Source organism: Kitasatospora cathayae (assembly GCF_027627435.1).
Lineage (GTDB): Bacteria > Actinomycetota > Actinomycetes > Streptomycetales > Streptomycetaceae > Kitasatospora > Kitasatospora cathayae.
Map to the genome: position 1 here is coordinate 5,675,001 of NZ_CP115450.1, position 23,555 is coordinate 5,698,555.

General features: G+C 70.5%; 22 protein-coding genes and 2 rRNA genes (1 of these 24 only partly in view). 18 read left to right on the forward strand and 6 right to left on the reverse strand.

Going from position 1 to position 23,555, the window contains the following annotated elements; translation table 11 throughout:
* The 6 genes from O1G21_RS25335 to O1G21_RS25360 form a co-directional block, all read left to right on the forward strand.
* Positions 1-2,688: ribosomal RNA gene (locus O1G21_RS25335) — 23S ribosomal RNA — on the forward strand; it begins 432 nt to the left of the window's first position.
* Between the two features lie 71 nt (positions 2,689-2,759).
* Positions 2,760-2,876: ribosomal RNA gene (gene rrf, locus O1G21_RS25340) — 5S ribosomal RNA — on the forward strand.
* A gap of 251 nt (positions 2,877-3,127) precedes the next feature.
* The gene (locus O1G21_RS25345) at positions 3,128-5,755 is read left to right on the forward strand and encodes a sensor histidine kinase (protein WP_270146925.1); all 2,628 of its coding nucleotides are present in this window, start codon (positions 3,128-3,130) and stop codon (positions 5,753-5,755) included.
* Positions 5,756-5,854: 99 nt separating this feature from the next.
* Positions 5,855-6,535, forward strand: a complete 681-nt coding sequence (locus O1G21_RS25350; RefSeq protein ID WP_033351413.1) for a response regulator — start codon at positions 5,855-5,857, stop codon at positions 6,533-6,535.
* Between the two features lie 65 nt (positions 6,536-6,600).
* Positions 6,601-7,008 (forward strand): OB-fold nucleic acid binding domain-containing protein, encoded by a 408-nt coding sequence (locus O1G21_RS25355; protein WP_270146926.1) that lies wholly within the window; start codon positions 6,601-6,603, stop codon positions 7,006-7,008.
* Positions 7,009-7,010: 2 nt separating this feature from the next.
* The gene (locus tag O1G21_RS25360; RefSeq protein WP_270146927.1) at positions 7,011-7,835 is read left to right on the forward strand and encodes a DUF3159 domain-containing protein; all 825 of its coding nucleotides are present in this window, start codon (positions 7,011-7,013) and stop codon (positions 7,833-7,835) included.
* 78 nt (positions 7,836-7,913) lie between these two features.
* Here the strand turns inward: O1G21_RS25360 and O1G21_RS25365 are convergent, their stop codons facing one another.
* Together O1G21_RS25365 and O1G21_RS25370 are read right to left on the reverse strand one after the other, a co-directional pair.
* A complete protein-coding gene (locus tag O1G21_RS25365; RefSeq protein ID WP_270146928.1) occupies positions 7,914-8,585 on the reverse strand; it encodes a potassium channel family protein in 672 nt (223 codons plus the stop codon).
* A complete protein-coding gene (locus O1G21_RS25370) occupies positions 8,585-9,253 on the reverse strand; it encodes a potassium channel family protein (protein ID WP_270146931.1) in 669 nt (222 codons plus the stop codon). Before O1G21_RS25370 ends, O1G21_RS25365 begins: the two co-directional genes overlap by 1 nt.
* 246 nt (positions 9,254-9,499) lie before the next feature.
* Between O1G21_RS25370 and O1G21_RS25375 the strand changes: the two genes are divergently transcribed.
* On the forward strand, positions 9,500-11,575 hold the full coding sequence (locus tag O1G21_RS25375; protein ID WP_405000831.1) for an APC family permease: 2,076 nt from the start codon (positions 9,500-9,502) through the stop codon (positions 11,573-11,575).
* 344 nt (positions 11,576-11,919) lie between these two features.
* Positions 11,920-13,269 carry a class I SAM-dependent RNA methyltransferase gene (locus tag O1G21_RS25380; protein ID WP_270151252.1) on the forward strand — a complete coding sequence of 450 codons (1,350 nt, stop codon included), beginning with the start codon at positions 11,920-11,922 and terminating at the stop codon, positions 13,267-13,269.
* Positions 13,270-13,353: 84 nt separating this feature from the next.
* On the opposite strand, the gene O1G21_RS25385 is transcribed toward O1G21_RS25380, so the two are convergent.
* Positions 13,354-13,548, reverse strand: a complete 195-nt coding sequence (locus tag O1G21_RS25385) for a hypothetical protein (RefSeq protein WP_270146933.1) — start codon at positions 13,546-13,548, stop codon at positions 13,354-13,356.
* Between the two features lie 171 nt (positions 13,549-13,719).
* Complete coding sequence (locus tag O1G21_RS25390; RefSeq protein ID WP_270146935.1) at positions 13,720-14,862, reverse strand: acyltransferase family protein; 1,143 nt, start codon at positions 14,860-14,862, stop codon at positions 13,720-13,722.
* 246 nt (positions 14,863-15,108) lie between these two features.
* Between O1G21_RS25390 and O1G21_RS25395 the strand changes: the two genes are divergently transcribed.
* Positions 15,109-15,345, forward strand: a complete 237-nt coding sequence (locus O1G21_RS25395) for a toxin-antitoxin system HicB family antitoxin (protein WP_270146936.1) — start codon at positions 15,109-15,111, stop codon at positions 15,343-15,345.
* Positions 15,342-15,764 carry a fic family toxin-antitoxin system, toxin component gene (locus O1G21_RS25400; protein ID WP_270146938.1) on the forward strand — a complete coding sequence of 141 codons (423 nt, stop codon included), beginning with the start codon at positions 15,342-15,344 and terminating at the stop codon, positions 15,762-15,764. The genes O1G21_RS25395 and O1G21_RS25400 overlap by 4 nt, the downstream gene beginning before the upstream one ends.
* 55 nt (positions 15,765-15,819) lie before the next feature.
* Here the strand turns inward: O1G21_RS25400 and O1G21_RS25405 are convergent, their stop codons facing one another.
* The gene (locus O1G21_RS25405; protein ID WP_270146939.1) at positions 15,820-16,695 is read right to left on the reverse strand and encodes a GNAT family N-acetyltransferase; all 876 of its coding nucleotides are present in this window, start codon (positions 16,693-16,695) and stop codon (positions 15,820-15,822) included.
* 197 nt (positions 16,696-16,892) lie between these two features.
* Here O1G21_RS25405 and O1G21_RS25410 point away from each other — a divergent pair, with 197 nt between their 5' ends.
* The 6 genes from O1G21_RS25410 to O1G21_RS25435 all read left to right on the forward strand — a co-directional run bounded on the left by O1G21_RS25410 (position 16,893) and on the right by O1G21_RS25435 (position 22,288).
* Positions 16,893-17,783: an ATP-grasp domain-containing protein gene (locus O1G21_RS25410; protein WP_270146940.1), complete on the forward strand. Its 891-nt coding sequence runs from the start codon at positions 16,893-16,895 to the stop codon at positions 17,781-17,783.
* Positions 17,780-18,598 carry an ATP-grasp domain-containing protein gene (locus O1G21_RS25415; protein ID WP_270146941.1) on the forward strand — a complete coding sequence of 273 codons (819 nt, stop codon included), beginning with the start codon at positions 17,780-17,782 and terminating at the stop codon, positions 18,596-18,598. Before O1G21_RS25410 ends, O1G21_RS25415 begins: the two co-directional genes overlap by 4 nt.
* A 52-nt stretch (positions 18,599-18,650) precedes the next feature.
* Positions 18,651-19,559, forward strand: coding sequence for a putative RNA methyltransferase (locus tag O1G21_RS25420; RefSeq protein WP_270146942.1), 909 nt, complete (start codon positions 18,651-18,653; stop codon positions 19,557-19,559).
* 89 nt (positions 19,560-19,648) lie between these two features.
* Complete coding sequence (locus O1G21_RS25425) at positions 19,649-21,064, forward strand: AAA family ATPase (RefSeq protein WP_270146943.1); 1,416 nt, start codon at positions 19,649-19,651, stop codon at positions 21,062-21,064.
* Between the two features lie 77 nt (positions 21,065-21,141).
* The gene (locus O1G21_RS25430) at positions 21,142-21,489 is read left to right on the forward strand and encodes a nucleotide pyrophosphohydrolase (protein ID WP_270151254.1); all 348 of its coding nucleotides are present in this window, start codon (positions 21,142-21,144) and stop codon (positions 21,487-21,489) included.
* A 169-nt stretch (positions 21,490-21,658) separates the two neighbouring features.
* The gene (locus O1G21_RS25435; RefSeq protein WP_270146944.1) at positions 21,659-22,288 is read left to right on the forward strand and encodes a DUF6099 family protein; all 630 of its coding nucleotides are present in this window, start codon (positions 21,659-21,661) and stop codon (positions 22,286-22,288) included.
* Here O1G21_RS25435 and O1G21_RS25440 read toward each other — a convergent pair.
* Positions 22,234-22,458, reverse strand: coding sequence for a hypothetical protein (locus O1G21_RS25440; RefSeq protein WP_270146945.1), 225 nt, complete (start codon positions 22,456-22,458; stop codon positions 22,234-22,236). The genes O1G21_RS25435 and O1G21_RS25440 overlap by 55 nt on opposite strands.
* 359 nt (positions 22,459-22,817) lie before the next feature.
* On the opposite strand from O1G21_RS25440, the gene O1G21_RS25445 reads away from it, so the two are divergent.
* Positions 22,818-23,009: a DUF397 domain-containing protein gene (locus O1G21_RS25445; RefSeq protein WP_270146946.1), complete on the forward strand. Its 192-nt coding sequence runs from the start codon at positions 22,818-22,820 to the stop codon at positions 23,007-23,009.
* Positions 23,010-23,250: 241 nt separating this feature from the next.
* Complete coding sequence (locus tag O1G21_RS25450) at positions 23,251-23,385, forward strand: DUF397 domain-containing protein (RefSeq protein ID WP_270146947.1); 135 nt, start codon at positions 23,251-23,253, stop codon at positions 23,383-23,385.
* Positions 23,386-23,555 lie beyond the last annotated feature (170 nt).

Here is a 23,555-nt window from a genome sequence, read left to right on the forward strand (position 1 = left end):
TGTACGGCTTGCTTGCTCATCTCCCAAGTAGCACGGGGCCCGAGAAATCCCGTGTGAATCTGGCGGGACCACCCGCTAAGCCTAAATATTCCCTGGTGACCGATAGCGGATAGTACCGTGAGGGAATGGTGAAAAGTACCGCGGGAGCGGAGTGAAATAGTACCTGAAACCGTGTGCCTACAAGCCGTGGGAGCGTCGTCAGTCGGCTTGCCGGCTGGCCGTGACTGCGTGCCTTTTGAAGAATGAGCCTGCGAGTTTGCGGTGTGTAGCGAGGTTAACCCGTGTGGGGTAGCCGTAGCGAAAGCGAGTCCGAATAGGGCGGTTGAGTTGCATGCCCAAGACCCGAAGCGGAGTGATCTAGCCATGGGCAGGTTGAAGCGCGGGTAAGACCGTGTGGAGGACCGAACCCACCAGGGTTGAAAACCTGGGGGATGACCTGTGGTTAGGGGTGAAAGGCCAATCAAACTCCGTGATAGCTGGTTCTCCCCGAAATGCATTTAGGTGCAGCGTCACGTGTTTCTTGCCGGAGGTAGAGCACTGGATAGGCGATGGGCCTTACCGGGTTACTGACCTTAGCCAAACTCCGAATGCCGGTAAGTGAGAGCGTGGCAGTGAGACTGTGGGGGATAAGCTCCATGGTCGAGAGGGAAACAGCCCAGAACACCGACTAAGGTCCCTAAGCGTGTGCTAAGTGGGAAAGGATGTGGAGTCGCAGAGACAACCAGGAGGTTGGCTTAGAAGCAGCCACCCTTGAAAGAGTGCGTAATAGCTCACTGGTCAAGTGATTCCGCGCCGACAATGTAGCGGGGCTCAAGCACACCACCGAAGTCGTGTCATTGCAGCAATACTCCTAACGGGGGCTGTGATGGGTAGGGGAGCGTCGTGTGCCGGGTGAAGCGGCCGAGGAATCGAGTCGTGGACGGTATACGAGTGAGAATGCAGGCATGAGTAGCGATACAAGAGTGGGAAACTCTTGCGCCGATTGACCAAGGGTTCCTGGGTCAAGCTGATCTGCCCAGGGTAAGTCGGGACCTAAGGCGAGGCCGACAGGCGTAGTCGATGGACAACGGGTTGATATTCCCGTACCCGCTTTGAAGCGCCAACGCTGAACCAGGTGATGCTAAGGCCGTGAAGCCGTCCCGGATCCTTCGGGTGAAGGGAAGTGGTGGAGCCGCCGGTCCAAGTCTGCAGTAGGTGAGCGATGGGGTGACGCAGGAAGGTAGTCCAGCCCGGGCGGTGGTTGTCCCGGGGTAAGGGTGTAGGACGTGGGGTAGGCAAATCCGCCTCACATATAGTCTGAGACCTGATGCCGAGCCGATTGTGGTGAAGTGGATGATCCTATGCTGTCGAGAAAAGCCTCTAGCGAGTTTCATGGCGGCCCGTACCCCAAACCGACTCAGGTGGTCAGGTAGAGAATACCGAGGCGTTCGGGTGAACTATGGTTAAGGAACTCGGCAAAATGCCCCCGTAACTTCGGGAGAAGGGGGGCCATTCCTGGTGACGGGCTTTGCGCCTTGAGCTGGGGGTGGCCGCAGAGACCAGCGAGAAGCGACTGTTTACTAAAAACACAGGTCCGTGCGAAGCCGTAAGGCGATGTATACGGACTGACGCCTGCCCGGTGCTGGAACGTTAAGGGGACCGGTTAGCTTAGTTTCGACTAGGCGAAGCTGAGAACTTAAGCGCCAGTAAACGGCGGTGGTAACTATAACCATCCTAAGGTAGCGAAATTCCTTGTCGGGTAAGTTCCGACCTGCACGAATGGCGTAACGACTTCTCGACTGTCTCAACCATAGGCCCGGTGAAATTGCATTACGAGTAAAGATGCTCGTTTCGCGCAGCAGGACGGAAAGACCCCGGGACCTTTACTATAGCTTGATATTGGTGTTCGGTTCGGCTTGTGTAGGATAGGTGGGAGACTGTGAAGCAGCAACGCCAGTTGTTGTGGAGTCGCCGTTGAAATACCACTCTGGTCGTGCTGGATGTCTAACCTGGGTCCGTGATCCGGATCAGGGACAGTGTCTGGTGGGTAGTTTAACTGGGGCGGTTGCCTCCTAAAGGGTAACGGAGGCGCCCAAAGGTTCCCTCAGCCTGGTTGGCAATCAGGTGTTGAGTGTAAGTGCACAAGGGAGCTTGACTGTGAGACTGACGGGTCGAGCAGGTACGAAAGTAGGGACTAGTGATCCGGCGGTGGCTTGTGGAAGCGCCGTCGCTCAACGGATAAAAGGTACCCCGGGGATAACAGGCTGATCTTCCCCAAGAGTCCATATCGACGGGATGGTTTGGCACCTCGATGTCGGCTCGTCGCATCCTGGGGCTGGAGTAGGTCCCAAGGGTTGGGCTGTTCGCCCATTAAAGCGGTACGCGAGCTGGGTTTAGAACGTCGTGAGACAGTTCGGTCCCTATCCGCTGTGCGCGTAGGAGTGTTGAGAAGGGCTGTCCCTAGTACGAGAGGACCGGGACGGACGAACCTCTGGTGTGCCAGTTGTTCTGCCAAGGGCATGGCTGGTTGGCTACGTTCGGGAGGGATAACCGCTGAAAGCATCTAAGCGGGAAGCCTGCTTCGAGATGAGCACTCCCACCTCCTTGAGAGGGTAAGGCTCCCAGTAGACGACTGGGTTGATAGGCCGGATATGGAAGCCCTGTGAGGGGTGGAGTTGACCGGTACTAATAGGCCGAGGGCTTGTCCTCAGTTGCTCGCGTCCACTGTGTTGTTCTGAAACAACGACTGCCTTGTCGGCGGGTCGACAGTTTCATAGTGTTTCGGTGGTCATAGCGTGAGGGAAACGCCCGGTTACATTCCGAACCCGGAAGCTAAGCCTCACAGCGCCGATGGTACTGCAGGGGGGACCCTGTGGGAGAGTAGGACGCCGCCGAACAATTCTTCAGAAGAACCCCCATCCGGATTCCGGATGGGGGTTCTTCGCGTTTTCCCGCAATTCGGACGGCAGCCGGCGGGTCAGCCCCAGCCGACCCCCGCCGAGTGGCTGGGCTCCGTCAATATGCCGCTAAAACCGCATGATCAGTGCACTGATCACCGGAATTTCGCTGCTCACGCCGTAGTCTCGAAGGCGGGGGAACAGGTGTCCGGGGGTGGCTCCCGGGCAGGGCCCGATCAAGAATGGTGCTCATGGGACGAGGCAGGCTGCGGATCTACCTCGGGGCGGCCCCCGGGGTCGGCAAGACGTACGCCATGCTCGCCGAGGCGCACCGGCGGCAGGAGCGTGGCACGGACGTCGTGGTGGCGTTCGTGGAGGACCACGGCCGGCGACGGACCGCGGACCTGGTGGCCGGGCTGGAGGTCGTGCTGCGGCAGCAGGTGGTGCATCGAGGGGCCAGGTTCTCCGAGATGGACCTGGACGCCGTGCTGGCCCGCCGTCCGGAGGTGGCGCTGGTGGACGAGCTGGCCCACACCAACGTGCCCGGGTGCCGCAACGAGAAGCGCTGGCAGGACGTCGAGGAGCTGCTCGCGGCCGGGATCGACGTGATCTCCACCGTGAACGTCCAGCACCTGGAGTCGCTCGGCGACGCCGTGGAGGGCATCACCGGGGTGCGCCAGCGGGAGACCGTCCCGGACGAGGTGGTCCGCCGGGCGGACCAGATCGAGCTGGTGGACATGTCCCCGCAGGCGCTGCGGCGGAGGCTGGCGCACGGCAACGTGTACACGCCGGAGAAGATCGACGCCGCGCTCGCCAACTACTTCCGCCCGGGCAACCTGACCGCGCTGCGCGAGCTGGCGCTGCTGTGGACCGCGGACCGGGTGGACGAGTACCTGCAGAAGTACCGCGCCGAGCAGGGGATCGTGGGCACCTGGCAGGCCCGGGAGCGGATCGTGGTCGGGCTGACCGGCGGCCCGGAGGGGGCGACGCTGATCCGCCGGGCGGCCCGGATCGCGGCCCGGGTCTCCGGCGGCGAGCTGCTGGCCGTGCACATCTCCCGTTCGGACGGGCTCGCCGGCTCCGGCTCGCCGCAGACGCTGATCGAGCAGCGGGCGCTGGTGGAGAGCCTCGGCGGCTCCTTCCACAACGTCCTGGGCGACGACCCGGCCGGCGGGCTGCTGGACTTCGCCCGGGGGGTGAACGCCACCCAGATCGTGCTGGGCACCAGCCGTCGGCCCCGCTGGCAGTACCTGTACGGGCCGGGCGTCGGGACCGTCGTCACTCAGAAGGCCGGGGACATCGACGTCCACATGGTCACCCACGAGCACGCCGGGCACGGGCGCCGCGGCAAGATACCCGTGCGGCGGATCACCGACCTGGGCCGGACCCGGACCGTCGCGGGCTGGCTGATCGGGCTGGCCGGTCCGCCGCTGCTGGCGATCGTGCTGACCGCGATCGGCGGGCTGGGCCTGTCCACCGACATGCTGCTGTTCCTGTCGCTGACGGTGCTCGCGGCGCTGGTCGGCGGGCTGCTGCCGTCGATCGGTTCGGCGCTGGTCGGCTCCTCGGTGCTGAACTTCTACTTCACCCCGCCGCTGCACACGTTCTCCATCAACGAGCCGGAGAACATCATGGCGGTGGCCATATTCACCGTCGTCGGCTGCTCGGTCGCCTCCGTGGTGGACCTGGCGGCCCGCCGCACCCACCAGGCGGCCCGGTCCCAGACCGAGGCGCAGACGCTCAGCGCGCTCGCCGGCACGGTGCTGCGCGGCGCGCCGAACGGCGACGGGGTGCTGACCGCGCTGATGGAGCAGGTCCGGGAGACCTTCGGCCAGGAGAGCGCCGCCCTGCTGGAGCGTCCCGAGCCGACCGGCGGCTGGGTGCCGGTCGCCACCGCCGGGCCGCGTCCGCCGGCGCGGCCCGAGGAGGCCGATGTGGACGTCCCGGTCGGCGAGAGCCTGGCGCTGGTGCTGCGCGGCCGGGTGTTGCCGGGGGCGGACCGGCGGCTGCTGGGCGCCTTCGCCGCTCAGGCCGCCGTGGTGCTGGAGCGCCGTCGGCTGGCCCGGGAGGCCGCCGCGGCCCGCCGGGAGGCCGAGGGCAACCGGATCCGCACCGCTCTGCTGGCCGCCGTCTCGCACGACCTGCGCACCCCGCTGGCGGGCATCAAGGCCTCGGTGAGCTCGCTGCGCTCGGCCGACGTCGAGTGGGACCCGGAGGACGAGGCCGAGCTGCTGGCCGGGATCGAGGCCGGGGCCGACCGGCTGGACCACCTGATCAACAACCTGCTCGACATGAGCCGCCTGCAGACCGGCACCGTCACCCCGCTGATCCAGGAGACCGACCTGGACGAGGTGGTCCCGTACGCGCTCGGCGGCGTGCCGCCGGAGTCCGTCCGGCTGGACGTGCCGGAGACGCTGCCGATGATCCGGGCCGACGGCGGGCTGCTGGAGCGCTCGCTGGCCAACCTGGTGGAGAACGCCGTCAAGTACAGCCCGGACGGCGTCAAGGTGCTGGTCAAGGCTGACGCCCTGGAACAGCCGGGCCGGCCGGGCCGGGTCGAGCTGCGGATCGTGGACCGTGGTCCGGGCGTGCCCGAGGAGGCCAAGGAGCGGATCTTCGCGCCGTTCCAGCGCTACGGTGACGCGCCGCGCGGCGCCGGGGTGGGGCTCGGGCTCGCGGTGGCGCGCGGGTTCGTCGAGGCGATGGACGGCACCGTCACCGCCGAGGACACCCCGGGCGGCGGCCTCACCATGGTCGTCAGCCTGCCCGCGGTCGAACGGCCGCCCGAGCTGGCCGAACTGGCCGAACTGGCCGAGCCGAACGCGCGGCACGAGCCGCCCGGCGAGGACGGCGACCCGGTCTCCGAGCTGATCACGTGAGAGCCGACTGATCACGTGCGGCCGGGCGGCCCACGTCCCACCAACAGCCAAGACACCACAGTCCGTAAGATCCGACAGCCCGAAAGGCGGAGCCCGCACATGACCCGGGTCCTCGTCGTGGACGACGAACCGCAGATCGTCCGCGCACTGGTGATCAACCTCAAGGCCCGCAAGTACGAGGTGGACGCGGCCCATGACGGCGCGAGCGCCCTGGAACTGGCCGCAGCCCGGCATCCGGACGTCGTCGTGCTCGACCTGGGCCTGCCCGACATGGACGGCGTCGAGGTGATCCGCGGCCTGCGCGGCTGGACCCGGGTGCCGATCATCGTGCTGTCGGCCCGGCACGCCTCCGACGAGAAGGTCGAGGCACTGGACGCCGGCGCCGACGACTACGTGACCAAGCCCTTCGGGATGGACGAGCTGCTGGCCCGGATGCGGGCCGCCGTGCGCCGGGCCGAACCGGTGGCCGGGGAGGACGACTCGCTGGTCGTCACCGAGAGCTTCACCGTCGACCTCGCCGCCAAGAAGGTCAACCGGGACGGCACCGACGTACGCCTCACGCCCACCGAATGGCACCTGCTGGAGGTGCTGGTCCGCAACGCCGGACGGTTGGTCAGCCAGACCCAGCTGCTCCAGGAGGTGTGGGGCCCGGCCTACCGCACCGAGACCAACTACCTGCGGGTCTACCTCGCCCAGCTGCGCCGCAAGCTGGAGCGCGACCCCTCGCACCCGCGCCACTTCATCACCGAACCGGGCATGGGCTACCGCTTCGAGAGCTGATCGCGGCGGCCGCCGGCGGCTGCGACGCCTGCCGCCGGCGACCCGGAAACCGGTACCCTGCCGACATGAGTGGTGACATCAGCAGTGGCCAGCCGCAGGGGCGGTTCCGCCGCATGCTCAGCCGGCTGACCTCCTCGGCCGAGGAACTGAACGCCGAGGACCTGCGCCAGGAGAGCGCCGCCGAGTCGGGCTGCACGCCGATCGCCGGTTGCTCGGACCGCCAGCTGGTCACCGTCGCGGGCACACTGCGCACGGTGACGCTCCGCCCGCGGGCCGGGGTGCCGGCCCTGGAGGCCGAGCTCTTCGACGGCACCGAGGCGCTGGAGGTCGTCTGGCTGGGTCGCCGCTCGATCGCGGGCATAGAGCCGGGCCGCCGACTCGTCGCCAGCGGCCGGATCAGCCACGCACGCGGGCGCCGCGTGCTGTTCAACCCCCGGTATGAGCTGCGTCCGGTCGGACACGGGAGCGAATGAGCGTGAGCAACCACCCCGGCGGCGACGCCGCCGCCCGGATCGACCTGGACGCCGCCGACGCGGCCGCCCGGCAGGCCGCCGCCGAGGAGGCGGCGGACGGCCTGGCGCGGTCGATCGAAGGCACCGCGCCGGCCGCCGACCGGCCGCTGGACCCGGCGGCCGCCGAGGCCGCCCGGCAGGCCGCCTCCAAGGAGGCCGCCGACACCGTCCTGCAGGCCTTCGGCGGCGTGCGCGGCATGATCGACATGACGCTGCCCGGCCTGGTCTTCATCCTCACCTACAACATCACCCACCAGGTCAGCGCCGCCGCCTGGGCCGCGCTGGGCCTGAGCGCCCTGTTCGTGGTGGCCCGGCTGGCCCGGCGGGAGACCATCCAGCACGCCTTCAGCGGCGTGTTCGGCGTCGCCCTCGGCGCCTGGATCGCGATGAAGAGCGGCAAGGCCGAGGACTTCTACCTGCCCGGCCTGCTCTGGAGCGTCGGCTACTGCGCCGCCCTGGCGGTCTCCGCCCTGGTGCGCTGGCCGATGATCGGGGTGATGCTCGGCCCGATCACCGGCGAGATGTTCACCTGGCGCAAGGAGAACCCCGGCCGCCTCGCCGCCTACACCAGGGCGACCTGGGCCTGGGTGGTGATCATGGGCCTCAAGCCGGTGATCCTCTTCCCGCTGTACTTCACCCACAACGTCAACCTGCTCGGCTGGCTGAAGGTCGCCCTCGGCATCCCGCCGCTGCTGCTGGCGATGTACGTCACCTGGCAGATCCTGCTGAAGGCGCCGCCGCCGATCAAGGCGCAGCTGGACGACGACGAGGAGGAGCCGGCCAAGTAGCCGCTCCCGCCGGTACGGCCGAGGGCCCGCACCCCCACGACGGGGATGCGGGCCCTCGGCCGTCGCGTCCGCGTGGCCCTACTGGGCGCCGGAGGTGGCCGACAGCAGCTGCTCCAGCTCCTCCTCGCGCTCCTGCGCGGCGACGAAGAGCAGCTCGTCGCCGCCCTCCAGGGTGTCGTCCTTGCCCGGCACCAGCACCCGGCCCTCGCGGATGATGCTCACCAGCGCGGTGTCCTGCGGCCAGGAGACGCCGCCGACCCGGGTACCGACCAGCTCGGCCTCCTCGGCCAGGGTCAGCTCGACCAGGTTGGCGTTGCCCTGGCTGAAGCGCATCAGGCGGACCAGGTCGCCGACGCTGACCGCCTCCTCGACCAGCGCGGACATCAGGCGCGGGGTGGACACGGCCACGTCCACGCCCCAGGACTCGTTGAAGAGCCACTCGTTCTTCGGGTTGTTCACCCGGGCGACCACCCGTGGCACCGCGTACTCGGTCTTGGCGAGCAGCGAGACGACCAGGTTGACCTTGTCGTCACCGGTCGCGGCGATCACCACGTGGCAGCGCTGCAGCGCCGCCTCGTCCAGCGAGGTGATCTCGCAGGCGTCGGCCAGCAGCCACTCCGCCATGGGCACCCGCTCCACCGAGATGGCGTTGGGGTTCTTGTCGATCAGCAGGACCTCGTGACCGTTCTCCAGCAGCTCGCCCGCGATCGAGCGGCCCACGGCACCGGCCCCGGCAATGGCGACCCGCATCAGTGACCCTCCTCCTTCGGCCCCTGCGCGAACGCGGCCTCGACCGCCGTCAGGTCGGCCCGGCGCAGCATCACGTGCACCAGGTCACCCTCCTGCACCACCATCTGCGGCGAGGGCAGCACGCCCTCACCGAGCCGGGTGACGAACGACACCCGGGCGCCGGAGGCCTCCTCCAGACGACCGATCCGCTGGCCCACCCAGCCCGGGTGGTACGCGACCTCGGCCAGCTGCACGGTGCCGCTCGGGTCCTGCCACAGCGGCTCGGCGCCGCTCGGCAGCAGCCGGCGCAGCATCTGGTCGGCCGTCCAGCGGACCGTCGCCACGGTCGGGATGCCCAGGCGCTGGTACACCTCGGCACGGCGCGGGTCGTAGATCCGGGCCGCGACGTTCTCCACGCCGAAGTTCTCCCGGGCGACCCGGGCGGCGATGATGTTGGAATTGTCACCGCTGGAGACGGCGGCGAAGGCACCGGCCTCCTCGATGCCCGCCTCGCGCAGGGTGTCCTGGTCGAAGCCGACGCCGGTCACCCGGCGCCCGTTGAACCCGGCACCCAGCCGGCGGAAGGCCGTCGGGTCCTGGTCGACCACGGCCACCGAGTGGCCCTGTTTCTCCAGCGTTCTCGCGAGGGCCGAGCCCACGCGGCCGCAGCCCATGATGACGATGTGCACCGGCGCTACCTCACCCGTCCCGTAGGGTTCTTGACCTGCGCAAACACCGTTCATCTCCGTTTCCCGCCCGGCTTTCCGGGACGAGGGTCCTCGTGGGGGTGTCGGCTGGACACCGCTCGACAACCACAGTGTTGCCCGCCGACTCGTATCCGACACGCTAGCCGGTCCACCGAACGCAGTCGCGACGAAGGGGGGATGAACGGCGCAAGCCCGGCGGGGAAACCCCTACGATTCCTTAACGTGCCTATGCCGACTGACCTTCCGAAACGCATCCTGATCGGGCGCGCCCTTCGCAGCGACAAGCTCGGGGAGACCCTCCTCCCCAAGCGGATCGCGCTGCCCGTCTTCGCCTCGGACGCGCTCTCCTCGGTTGCGTACGCCCCCGAGGAGATCCTGCTCACGCTCTCCGTCGCGGGGGCCTCGGCGATCCACTTCTCCTGGCAGATCGGCCTCGTGGTGGCGATCGTGATGCTCGCCGTCGTCGCCTCCTACCGGCAGAACGTGCACGCCTACCCCAGCGGGGGCGGCGACTACGAGGTGGCGACCGTCAACCACGGTCCGGCCGCCGGTCTGGTGGTCGCCGCGGCCCTGATGGTCGACTACGTGCTGACCGTCGCCGTGTCCACCACCTCGGGCGTCGCCAACGTGGTCTCCGCCGTCCCCGCGCTGCGCGGCCACGAAACGATCGTGTCGGTGGTCGTGGTCGTGCTGTTGATGGGCATGAACCTGCGCGGGGTGCGCGAGTCCGGCAGCGCCTTCGCGGTGCCCACCTACGCCTTCATGATCGGCGTGATCGGGATGGTCGGCTACGGCTTCCTGCGGCACTTCGTGCTCGGCCAGGACATGCCCGCCGAGAGCTCCGGCTTCCACCTCGAGGCCACCCCGGGCAACGGATCGCTGGCCGGGTTCGCGATGGTGTTCCTGCTGCTGAAGTCCTTCTCCTCCGGCTGCGCCGCGCTCACCGGTGTGGAGGCGATCTCCAACGGCGTGCCCGCTTTCCGCAAGCCGAAGAGCAAGAACGCGGCCACCACGCTGCTGATGATGGCGACCGTCGCCGTGGTGATGTTCATGGGCATCATCTGGCTGGCCCGGCTGACCGGCGTGCAGATGGCCGAGAACCCGGCCGAGCAGCTGGTCGGCGCCGGCTCCGGCTACCACCAGAAGACCGCGCTGGCGCAGATCAGCGAGGCCGTGTTCAGCAACTTCACGCCCGGCTTCTACTTCGTCGCCGCCGTCACCGGCCTGATCCTGGTGCTGGCCGCCAACACCGCCTTCAACGGCTTCCCGGTGCTCGGCTCGATCCTCGCCCAGGACCGCTACCTGCCGCGCCAGCTGCACACCCGCGGCGACCGGCTGGCCTTCTCCAACGGCATCATCCTGCTGGCGATCGCCGCGATCCTGCTGATCATCTCCTTCGACGCGGACCCGAACCGCCTGATCCAGCTCTACATCGTCGGTGTCTTCGTCTCCTTCAACATGAGCCAGTCCGGCATGATCCGGCACTGGACCAGGCTGCTGCGCACCGAGACCGACCCGGCCGAGCGGCGCCACATGCAGCGCAGCCGGGCGATCAACGGCTTCGGCCTGGTGATGACCATGGCGGTGCTGATCGTCGTCCTGGTCACCAAGATCGGCCACGCCTGGATCGCGATCGCCGCGATGGTCGTGCTGTTCGTGATGATGAAGGGCATCCGCCGGCACTACGACCGGGTCTCCGAGGAGCTCACCGCCGCCGAGGAGCCGGACGACGTGGTGCTGCCGACCCAGGTGCACGGCATCGTGCTGGTCTCCAAGCTGCACAAGCCGGCGCTGCGCGCCCTCGCGTACGCCAGGCTGGCCCGCGCCCACACCCTGGAGGCGATCACCGTCAACGTCGACCCGGAGGACACGGCGGCGCTGCGGGGGGAGTGGGACGAGCGGGGCATCGAGGTGCCGCTCAAGGTGCTGGACTCGCCGTACCGCGAGATCACCGGGCCGGTGCTGGACTACGTGAAGAACCTGCGGCGCAGCAGCCCGCGCGACGTGGTCTCGGTGTACATCCCCGAGTACGTGGTCGGCCACTGGTACGAGCACCTGCTGCACAACCAGAGCGCGCTGCGGCTCAAGGGGCGGCTGCTGTTCAAGCCCGGGGTGATGGTCACCTCGGTGCCCTGGCAGCTGGAGTCCTCGGAGCGGCGCAAGCCGCAGAAGGCCTGGTCGGCGCCGGGGTCCGTCCGCCGTGGTGAGCCTCGGGCGCCGAAGGCCGTAAAGTCGAAGGATTCCGTCAGTACCGGTGCGACCGGCACCGGTGCCACCGACCGCAGCAAGGATTCCTCCCAGTGACGCGCAACACTCCGCCCCGTTCCTCGGGCTCCTCCGGCGCCTCCGGCAAGGGCAAGGGCGCCCGTCGGGGCGGCGGCTCCCAGCCCGGGCAGGTGGCCCGGCCGCGCTGGGGCCGGCCGAACCGGCCGGAGGCCACCGACCGTGACGGACTGACGGCGCGCACGGCGCCGGTCGTGCCGGGGGAGAACCCGGTGGAGAAGCCCGTGCGGGCCTCGCAGGACTCTCGGGCGGGGAAGCCGGCTCGGGACGTTCGGGACGGGAAGCCGGCTCGGGACGGGAAGGGCGCTGCGGGCGGCGCCGGCCGGAAGGCGCCGCGCAAGCAGGCGGTGCGGCCGCCGAAGGCGCTGCGCGCTCCGGCGGCGCGGACGCCCCGGCCGGAGTCGCCGTCCGGGGAGCCGCTGGTCGGCGAGCGCTACGAGGTCGAGGTCGGCCCGGTCGCGCACGGTGGCGGGCACTGCGTGGCCCGGCACGAGGGGCGGGTGCTGTTCGTCCGGCACGCGCTGCCCGGCGAGAAGGTGGTCGCGCTGGTGACCGAGGGCACCACCACCTCGCGGTTCCTGCGCGCGGACGCGGTGGAGGTACTGGAGCCCGCCAAGGAGCGGATCGAGGCGCCGTGCCCGTTCGCCGGTCCCGGCAAGTGCGGTGGCTGCGACTGGCAGCACGTGACCCCGGGCGGGCAGCGCAAGCTCAAGGCGGCGGTGCTGACCGAGCAGCTGGCGAAGCTGGCCGGGCTGACCCCGGCCGAGGCGGGCTGGGACGGCAGCGTCGAGCCGGTCGGCGGCAAGCTGCCCGCCGGGCAGGTGCCGGCCTGGCGCACCCGGGTGCAGTACGCGGTGGACGCGGAGACCGGCAAGGTCGGCCTGCGCAAGCACCGCTCGCACGACGTGCAGCTGGTGGACCGCTGCCTGATCGCCGCCGAGGGCGTCACCGAGCTGGGCATCGAGGCCCGGGACTGGCCGGGCGTGGCGAGCGTCGAGGTGATCGCCGCGAGCGGCTCCTCGGACCGCCAGGTGGTGCTGACCCCGCGTGACGGCGCCCAGCTGCCGCTGGTCGAGCTGGACAAGCCGGTGTCGATCGCCCGGGTGGACGACCAGGGCGACGTGCACAAGGTGCACGGGCGCAGCTTCGTGCGCGAGCGGGCGGCCGGGCGGACCTGGCGGGTCAGCAACGGCGGCTTCTGGCAGATCCACCCGGAGGCGCCGGACACCCTGGTCGACGCGGTGCTGGACGGCCTGGACCCGCAGTGGGGCGAGAACGCGCTCGACCTGTACTGCGGGGTCGGCCTGTTCGCCGGCGCGCTGGCCGACCGGGTCGGCGAGGACGGCGCGGTGCTCGGCATCGAGTCCGCCAAGCAGGCCGTGGTCGACGCCCGGCACAACCTGGCCGCGCTGGACAACGTGCGGATCGAGTGCGACCGGGTCGAGACGCTGCTGCCGCGCACCGGCATCACCGCCACCGACCTGATCGTGCTGGACCCGCCGCGCTCGGGCGCCGGGCGCGAGACCGTCGCGCATCTGGTCGGCCTGGAGGCGCGCCGGATCGCGTACGTGGCCTGCGACCCGGCGGCGCTCGCCCGGGACCTGAAGTTCTTCCGCGAGGGCGGCTACCGGCCGGTCTCGCTGCGGGCCTTCGACCTGTTCCCGATGACCCACCACTTCGAGTGCGTGGCGATCCTGGAGCCGGCCGGGGAGTGATTCCCCCCGCATTGGGCGGCAGACGCCGAGGAGGCGGCACCCCGTGGTGTACGGGGGCCGCCTCCTCGGCGTTCGCGGGCGCGCTTACTCGTTGTGCTCCTCTTCGTCGGGGCTGTGCGGCAGGTCGATGCCGTGCTGGGCGGCGAGCCTGAGGAGTGAGGCGACCCGGCCCTCGTACGCCTGGACGCCGTCGGCGTCCCCTGCTGCCCGGGCCGCCGCGAGGTCCTGTCGGGCCTGGGCGAGCTGCTCGCGCAGCTCCTGGTCGAACATGGCTGTCATTGCCGGCCTCCACAAAAAACCGGTCGGTGCCGCTCGGGGAACGCTCAGAAGAGTTCAGAGTCCCGGATGGTCTAGGACTCTTCAAGTCAGGCTCGGTCAGGTTCAGGGTAGGTCCGGTCGGATCCCGGCGCGGGGTCCGTCGGGTGCGGAGTCGGTCAGGTGCGGGGTCCCTCAGGTGCGGGGCAGGGTGGCGAGCGCGTTGCGCAGGGTCTTGTTCAGACGGGGGCCCACCCGCTTCTCGACCAGGTGGTGCACCAGCCAGGCGAGCACCAGCGCGGACGCCGTCATCGAGGCGACGAGCACGCCCGGGGAGACCCGGTTCCGGTAGTGGATGATCACGGTCCAGCCGATCTCGCAGTGCAGCAGGTAGATCGGGTAGGTCAGCGCGCCGAGGCTGGTGAACCAGCGGAAGTCGAGGCGGTTGAACCAGCCGAGCGCGAGCCCGGCCATGATCAGGAAGAAGACGGCGACCGCGAAGTGCGTCGGCCACTCCGCCAGGTGGCGGCGGATGTCGTGCTCGACGATCCGGTGCCGCTCGATGACGTTGTGCTCGGCGAGGACGAACGAGAACCCGATGATGCCCCACAGGAACACGTTCGGCTTGTACTTGTACATCAGGTAGAACGCGATGCCGGCGACGAAGAACGGCGAGGCGTTGGGTATCAGCACGTACTGCAGCGGCTTGGCGTCGGCGGCCAGGGAGAGGATGCCGGCGGTCGTCCAGATGACGCAGAACGCCATCACCCGGCGGTAGGTGGTGCCCATCCAGACGACGATCGCGAACAGCAGGTAGAAGCGGAGCTCGACCCAAAGCGTCCAGTAGACGCTGTCGACGTAGGTGACGCCCATCGGCTCCTGGAGCATCGTGAGGTTGACCAGGCGGTCCCACTTGGTCGGGCTGCTGGTCGCGCCGCCCAGGTACAGGGTGACGGCCGACGTGATGATCACACCGCACCAGTACGCCGGGTAGAGCCGCACCACGCGGGAGGTGAAGTACTGGGCGACGCTCCGGCCCCAGCTGCTCATGCAGATCACGAAGCCGCTGATCATGAAGAAGAGCTGGACGCCGAGCCAGCCGTACGACGTGATCCGCACGTACTCGCGCGGCAGGACGTCCGCGGGCGACTTGTCCCACAGGAACCACATCGCCGAGAGGTGGAAACAGACCACCAGGATCGCGGCGACGAACCGGAAACCGTCCAGGGCTGGCAGCCGATTGGGCTTGGCCGCGGCTTGGGGCGTCGGCGATGCCATCGGGCTCGGTCGCGGGGCGACAGCGGTGGTGCTGTCCGGTACGGGGGCGATAGAGGTCACGGTACAGGGTATTCATCGCCGTTCCGCGCCTCCGTCGGCGGGGTACCGGGGTTGGCGGGGGCTTCGGCGAGGGGTTGGGCGGGCCGGTTCGGCGAGTCGGTTCGGTGAGGGGTTCGGTGAGGGGTTCGGTGAGGGGTTCGGTGAGGGGTTCGGTGACGGGCAGGTTGCGTGGGGGCGTGCGGGAGGTGTGCGGGCGGTGTTCGCGCGCCCTTGTTGTGCTAGCGCTTCGGCGCTAGCTTGAACGGCATGGGCAAGAAGCAGCTGAACGTCCGAGTGGACGCCACGACCGCGGAGATGGCCCGGGAACGGGCGGAGCAGCAGGGGATCAGCATGAACCAGTACATCGAACGCCTGGTCCAGCAGGACATGGGTGAGTCGGGGCGGGCCTTCATCGACGCCGCCGCGCAGTTCATGAAGGAGTACGAGACGGCGTTCCTCGCCGAGTTCGGGGAGTCGGGCGAGCTCCAGGACGTGCGCCGTTGAAGCTGGAGGTCGACCTCTCGTGGCTGCTCATGACCGCGGAGCAGTACACGCCCGGTGACCCGCAGGTCACCGACTACGGCTCACTGCTCGCGGCCGTCACCCGGCACCAGGCCGAGATCTTCGACATCTCCGTCTACCCCGAACCGCAGGACCGCGCGGCCGCGCTGATGCACCAGCTGATCCGGGTGCCGGCCCTGGAGAAGACCAACGAACTCTTCGCGACCGCCGTCGCCTACGCCTACCTCGTCGCCAGCGGCTGCACCGTCGCCACCACCGCCCGCGAGGTGCGCAGCCTCTCCCGGGCCATCCGGGAAGGGCGGCTGGGGGTGTCCGGGGTCGCCGAGCGGCTGGCGGCCTGGGTGGTCGACGAGGCGGAGGGGGAGGGCGTCAGCGGGGCGGAGGACGAGGACGACGACTGAGCGCCGTCCTCGTCCTGTCCTTGTCTCGCTCTGGGAGGGCCGGCGCGGACCGGGTCTAGCTTTCGGAGCCCTGCTCGGCGTCCGGGGAGGCGGGCTCGGCGATGAGGGCCGTCGCGAACGGGCGGAAGCCGGCCCGGCGGTAGATCCGGGCGACGTCCTCGTCGGAGGCGGACAGGAACACCGTCCCCACGCCGTCGGCGCGGGCGTGCGCCACCAGGGCCGAGGTGACCGCCAGACCCAGCCCGCGCCGCCGGGCGGAGGGGAGCGTCCCGACCCCGACCACCTCGGTGACCGGGCCCACCGGGTTGTGCTGGCCGGCGCACAGCACCTCGGCGCCCTCCAGCGCGGCGGCCAGCACCGTGACGCCGTCGGTGATCCGCTGCGCGATCCGCGCCACCCCGCCGTCGGCCGTCAATGTCGCCGCGCTCGCCGCCAGTTCGACCGCTCCCGCGGCGCCGGTGGCGGTGCCCGGGTTGCCGAAGGCCACGTGCGGAACGGCGACCGCGTCGGCCAGCTCGGGGGCGTCCGCGGCCAGCACCCGTACCTGCACCCGCTCCGGGACGGCCGGCGCCGGGGCCGCCTCGTCCTGCGGGCCGAGCACCAGCAGCGGGTGCTCGTGCACGGTCAGCCCCGCCGCCTCCACCGCCGCGCGCAGTTCGGGGTTCCGCTCGGCGACCCACTCGAAGGCCTCCGGCACGCCCAGCTCCCGCTGCCGCTCCAGCACCCGCCGGACGTCCTCGGCGGTGGCGGCCGGGCCGTCGTGGCCGGGCGTCGGGCGGGCGTAGTAGTGCCAGCCGGTGCTGCCCTTGCGGACGAACAGGGTCAGCGGGCCGAAGTCCTCGGCGGTGGCGGCGCTGCGCGGTACGGCGTCGTAGTAGCGCTCGATGTCGTCGAGCAGGGCGGGGTCCGGAGCATGATCAGCTGAAGTCACGGCGTGCATCCAAGCAGGGGTACCGGTGCGTCGCCACTGTTTTGTCAGGTCGCCCGTGTGCGATGGATTGTTGCCGAACGCTTACCGGCTCGCGGTGATCTTGTGCGTGTACGCCGGGCATGCTGATGCCTTCACAGCTCTGCCGAGGGGGACGGCGGACGTCCGCACTCGGCGAGGCAAGGGGGGAAGTCAGGCCCATGAGGCTCTGCTTTCTGGTGGAGGAGCACTACCGGAGGGACGGCATGCCGCTGGACGTGGCACGTCAACTCACCACGTGGGGACACCGGGTGGAGGTGCTGCGCCCCGGGGACTCGCTGATGGCGATCTCCGAGGCGGTCCGGGCCGGCAGCCACGACGCCTGGGTGCTCAAGACCGTCTCAGGCGGCCCCGGACTCACCCTGCTGGAGGCGGCGGCCACCGTGGGCCTCACCACCGTCAACGACGTCCGCTCGATCCGCGGCGTCCGGGACAAGGCGCTCGCCTCCGTGATCGCCCGCACCCGCGGCCTGCCCGTCCCGGTCACGTATGCCGCGGCCCGTTGGGAGCGGCTCGCCGAGATCCCGGCCGCCGAGTACCCGCTGGTGGTCAAGCCGGCGGACGGCAGCTCCGGGCGGGGCGTGCGGCTGGTGGCCGGGCCCGACGACCTGATCGGCCTCGGGCCCGAACTCGCCGGGCAGGGGCTGCTGATCGCCCAGCCGTACGTGCCCAACGACGGGACGGACCTCAAGGTGTACTGCATCGACGGCGAGCTCTTCGCGACGGAACGTTCCTCCCCGCTGCACCCCGGGGAGGGCGTGCGCGAGCGGCAGGTGCCGCTGCCGGGGAGCGTCGCGCGGATCGCGGCGCAGGTGGGCGAGGTGTTCGGGCTGGACCTGTACGGGGTCGACGTGCTGCTCGGGCCGGACGGGCCGGTGGTGGTGGACGTCAACGACTTCCCGAGCTTCCGGCAGGTGCCGGACGCGGTGGCGCGGGTCGCCCGGGCGGTGCTGCGGCTCGCGCGCAGCGGGACGGCGGGGTCGGTGCCCGCGCTGGTACCGGCGGGCGGCGACTTCGGCCGACTCGGCCTGGTGGACGGTGGGCTGCGGTGAGGGTCGGGCTGATCACGGGCGACCCGGGGCATCCGGTGCTCGCCGCCACCGCCGAGCTACTGGCGCGGCGCGGGTGCGGGGTGGAGGTCGTCCTGCCGGGCGGCGGCGCTTCGGCGGGTGGTCCCGCGGAATCGCTCGCCGACGTCTACCTGCTCAAGGCGCGCACGCCGCAAGCACTGACGCTGGCAAGTGAGTTGGAGCGGCGAGGTGCGGCCGTGGTCAACTCGGCGGCGGCGACGGAACTCTGCCAGGACCGGGTGCGGATGGCGGAGCTCGCCCGGAGCGCCGGGCTGCCGTTCGCGACCACGGTCGCGGCCGGGCGGCTGGCCGAACTCGCGGACCCGGCCTACCCGTTCGTGGTGAAGAGCCGGCACAGCCGACGCCACGACCTGGTCGCTCTGGTCGACAGTGCGGCCCGGCTGCGCGAGCTCGTCGAGCGCTGGCCGCGGGAGGAGGTCGTCACCCAGCCGTACGTCCGGGGCAGCGGCTGGGACCAGAAGCTGTGGGTGGTCGACGGGCAGGTTTTCGCGGCTCGGCGTCGGTCCGAACTCTCCGCGGTCGAGGGAGCGTTGGCGGCTGCGGACGAGTGGGAGCCGTCCGCCGGGCTGGTTGCGCTCGCATTGCGGGTGGGGGAGGCGTTCGGGCTGACGGTGTACGGGGTCGACCTGCTGGACGGGGCCGCCGAGCCGGTCATCGTGGACGTCAACGCCTTCCCCGGGGTGCGCGGGCGGCCCGGCGCGCCCGAGGCGCTCGCCGGGCTCGCGCTGCGGGTCGCATGGGAGCGGGGGCGGCCGTCGGCGAGCGGGGGTGGTTAGGCTGGCTGGCGCCCCCGACCGGCCGGGGCGAACGGCGAGAGAAGACGGAACGTTGCTGCAGGACATCGAGCCCTACCTGGCCTGCCCCCACTGCGCGCAGGCCCTCACCCGGCACGAGCGCAGCCTGCGCTGCCCCGCCGGACACAGCTTCGACCTCGCCAAACAGGGCTACGTCAGCCTCCTCGCCGGCGACGCCCACACCGGTACCGGAGACACCGCCGAGATGGTCGCCGCCCGCGCCGACTTCCTCGCCGCCGGCCACTACCGACCGATCGCCGACGCCCTCGCCGAGGCCGCCACCGCCGTTGCCGTGGTTCCCGGTGCCGCTGCTGTTCCCAATGCTGCCGCCGTTCCCGGTGCCGCGGCTGTCGGTGCCGGCCCGAAGGAGGGCCTGGTCGCCGACCTCGGCGCCGGCACCGGCCACTACCTGGCCCACGTCCTGGACGCCCTGCCCGGCCGGGTCGGCGCCGCCCTCGACATCTCCAAGTTCGCCCTGCGCCGCGCCGCCAAGGCCCACCCCCGGATCGGCGCCGTGGTCTGCGACGCCTGGCGCCCGCTGCCGCTGCGCGACGCCTCCGCCGACCTGATGCTCAACGTCTTCGCCCCGCGCAACGGCCCCGAGATCCGCCGCGTGCTGCGCCCCGGCGGCACCCTGCTGCTGGTCTCGCCCACGGCCCGGCACCTGCGCGAACTCGTGGACGCGCTCGGCCTGTTGTCGGTGGACGAGGACAAGCAGCGCCGGATCGACGAGAAGCTCGGCCCGTACCTGACGCCGGTCGACCAGCGGTCGGTCGAGTTCACCCTGCGGCTGGGCGCGCAGGACGTCCGGACGGTCGTCGGCATGGGACCGAGCGCCTGGCACACCGACCCCGACCGGCTCGCGGCCGCCCTCGCGGCCCTGCCGGAGCCGGTCGAGGTGACCGCCTCGGTGACGGTGGCCGCGTACCGGCGACCGCTGTAGTCAGCGGTGTGCGGCAGGTCCGCCACGTTGGGATGAATCTGGCCAGCAGGCACGTTTCGCCCGGTCGGGCTGCGGCTAACGTCCGACGGGTGAACCCCGACGCCGCCGCGCCCGCCGGGCCGGCCCAACTGCGCCCGGGCGGCGCTCCGGGGCCCGACCGGCCACCCGTACCACGCCCCACCGTCGAGGAGCTGCGGCTCACCGCCTTCAAGTCCTACCGACGGGCCGTCCTGCCGCTCGCGCCGCTCACCGTGCTGCACGGGCCCTCCGGAGTGGGCAAGTCCAACGCCCTCGACGCCCTGGCGGTGCTGTCCCGACTCGCCCTCGGCGAGGAGATCACCGGCTCCCTGAACGGGCTGCCCGACCGCACCGGCCCGCTCGCCACGCCCGTGCGCGGCGGCCTGGACGGGTGCGTGCCGCACAGGCGGGACGCCGTCATCCTGGGCTGCACCGTCCGCTCACCGCGCGGCCGGATCCGGCTCGACCTGGTGATCCGCACCGACGGGGCGGTCCGGATCGCCCGGGAGTCGCTCAGCCTCGACGGCCGGACCCTGGTGGACACCGGCGAGCAGGACGTGCGCAACGGGCGCGTCAACGTGTGCTGGCACAACGACACCCGGCAGGGGGACATCCGGGCGCCGCTCCCCAGCGGCACCATGATCACGGCGCAGCTGCCGCTGCGGGTGGCCGGCTCGTCCACCGGCGAGCAGCTGGTCCTGGCCGCGGTCGAGGACCTGCTCACCGCGCTGCGCGAGGTCTTCCCGCTGCACCCCGTCCCGGCGCTGATGCGCGGCTGGGCCAAGGCCGACCCGCAGGCCCGGCTGCGTAGCAACGCCGCCAACATCTCGGCCGTGATCAACCGGCTCGCCCACGAGTGCCCGCGCCGGTACGGGCAGCTGCTCCGGGCCGTCCAGGCGGCCGCGCCCCACCCGCTGCTCGGACTCACCCTCGCCGAGCGCGGGGGCGGGAGCGGGGACGTGCGGCGGGTGCTGGCCGTCTTCGACGAGGGCGTGCTCGGACGCACCGGGGCCGACCAGGCCTCCGACGGGATGCTGCGCCATCTCGCCTTCGCGGCGGTGCTGCTGACCGGGGCCGGGGTGCTCGACCTCGACGTGGCCACCGAGGTGCCGTGGGCGCACCGGCAGCTCACCGTGCTCGCCGAGGACCTCGGGGCCGGGCTCGCCACCGAGCAGACCGCCTCGCTGCTGCGGCTGGCGCGGGACATGACGGGGCGCAACCAGCTGCGGGTGGTGGCCGCGCTGCAGGAGCCGGCGGCGGCGCGGGAGGCGTTCGGGGCGGGCGAGGAGTCGGCGGGGGAGGTGGCGCTGGTGGAGTGCCGGCGGGATCCGGGGACGGGGTTGACGGTGCTGCGGCCGGAGACGGCCCGGGTGCCGATCCAGTGCGGGCGCGGGGAGGAGACTGCGTCGGTCGTCGGGGACGGGGGTGCCCCGTCTGTGGTCGGGGACGCGGATGCGGTAGACCTGGGGGCGTGGACGAACGAGTGACGAGGTCGGGGGAGCCGGTGGTGGACGGGGCGTCCGGGGAGCCCGGGGGTGCGGCGGAGCCCGGGCAGCCCGGGGAGCTGACCTTGGCGGGGCTGCGGCAGCGGCTGGTGGAGTTCGCGGCGGCCCGGCGGTGGGAGCCCTACCACACGCCGAAGAACCTGGCGGCGGCGCTGAGCGTGGAGGCGGGGGAACTGCTGGAGATCTTCCAGTGGCTCACGCCCGAGCAGGCGGCCGCCGTGATGTCCGACCCGGAACGGGCCCACCGGGTGCGCGACGAGGTCGCGGACGTGCTCGCGTACCTGGTGCAGTTCTGCACGGCGGTCGGAGTGGACCCGCTGGAGGCGCTGGCCGCCAAGATCGAGCGCAACGAACACCGCTTCCCGGTGCCGGACGCAGGGACCGATGTCAACCCGGACGTGGGCTGACCACCCTTGTGAGGGACGGAAGTTATCCACAACCCCCCGGTTGTCCACAGCTTCCGCAATGCCGGATGCAGCCCACCCCACGTTCCCCGCACGCTTTCGCCGTGACCACTCCACCGCCCCCGGCGGCGGTGCTGGTCGACGGCGACGACGAGCGGAAGGAACGGGGACCATGGAGGCGCTGCGACTGATCAAGACGGCCCGGCACGCGCTGGCCGAGGCCAGGCACGTACCGGATGTGCTGGCCGAGGCGCGGCAGGCCGCGCTGCTCACCGAGGCGGTGGGCGCTCGGCTGGCGGAGTCGGAGGACGACGACCTCACGGGGCTCGGCCAGCAGCTCTCCGAGGCGGGGGCGCATGCGGCGGTCTGCCTGGACAGGTCCGTCGTCGTCGGCGCCCTGGTGAGCGGCGGGCGGGCTGGTCGGCTCACCGAACTCGGCGAACTGGTGCCGACCTTGGGAGCGCTGGACGAACTGCTGAGAGAGGTCGGGGAGACGCTCGTGGTGCTGGCCTGCGGGGCCGACACGGAGAGTCTCTACTGGACGTGCATCGACGGCGTCGACGCGATGTCGGAGTGCAAGGACGTGACGGCACGGCTGCGGGAGGCGGCTGGGAGCAGCGGAGGAGCGGAGCGCACGGCGCTCGGTGGCGCGGAGCCGGAACGGATCGGTCAGGGTTCGCCGTTACTCGTGGTCCGGCTCGGCCCGCCGGGTGAGGGCGGGCAGGCGGCGGAGGAGCGGGCGCCGGACTACCGGGTGCCCGGCGCGGCCGGAGCGTCGGAGGTGTCCGTACCGGCCGGGTGAGCGGTGTGCCGGGCACCGGACTGCAGCGCGGCCAGGTCCGCGGTCACCGAGGCGAGCAGTTCCTGCATCTGCTCAAGCAGGGTCTTGGGGGTCGCGGGCCCGGCCGAGTCGCCGCCGGCCGAGCCCGTCGGGCTGCTCGGGAACGGCGGCGTGGCAGAAGGTTCGGACATGACGGGGACCTCTTCGGATCGGTGGTGCGGTGTGCCGCACCGACCAACGAACAGTTCCGGCGACCGGTCACCGCGCACCACCCGATGCGGTCCAACTCGGGCACGCCGTAGGCCTCTCGGGCGAGTCGGGCTTGCCGCTGCAGCACGCCCTCGGCTAGGGAGCGGGTCCACGAGAGCGGAGGAGGTGGGTGGGAGGAGGGAGGGAGGAGAGTCCTCGCGTGACTCCGAACACCTTGATGCGACCAGTGAACTGGCCAGCTATCGAGCCATCTTCGAACAGACTGAAGCGCTCGCGCTGAACGAAAGCGACTCCCGCGACCTGATTCGCAAGATCGCGCGAAACCTATGAAAGGCCCATTGTGACCGGAATCGAGTGGCAGAAGTCCACATTCAGCGGATCGACCGAGAACTGCGTGGAGGTGCGTACGACCAACGGGGCAGTTGAACTCCGCGAGTCCGACGAAGGCCACCTCATCCTCCGCACCACCCCCGCGACCTTCTCCGCCCTTCTCCACGGCATCAAGGCCGGCGAATTCGACCATCACGCCTGACGTGCTATCTCATGCCGGAGTAGGAAGTCGGCCCGGCCGACTTCCTGCTCCGTGCGCCATCCGCCTCGGATCGCCGGATCTTTGGGCGCATCCCGCCTTGCGGCGGCGGGGCATGAGAACCCTCGGAGCGAGCGGAGGGGGAGGGCCCCAGCGGAGCGGCGAGGACCAACGTCAGGGCTCCTGGCGCCGCGCTTCGCGGCGCCAGGGGCCCTGGAAAAGCACTATCGACCCCACTGGCTATGTGGTGATGCGTCACGGCGCTGATCCCACAGCGTCGATCCTTGCGTTCGATGCTGATGAGTGGGCCGCGTTCAAGGCGGGCGCCGCCGACGGCGAATTCAACGATCTCCGTGAACAAGCCTCGACAATTGATTGAGAAGTCGTGATGTGACCTCACGTCGGTTCCGGACCGCGGCCTGGACGCACCAGCTTTTCACGGATATTGGCTTCTCGATGCGTTTTGCCGGTGCCCTCTCAGCATGCTGAGAGGGCACCGGCGTAGAGCAGCCGCCTCTAAAGGGGCTGGGGCTCTGTTGCGGAAGTAAG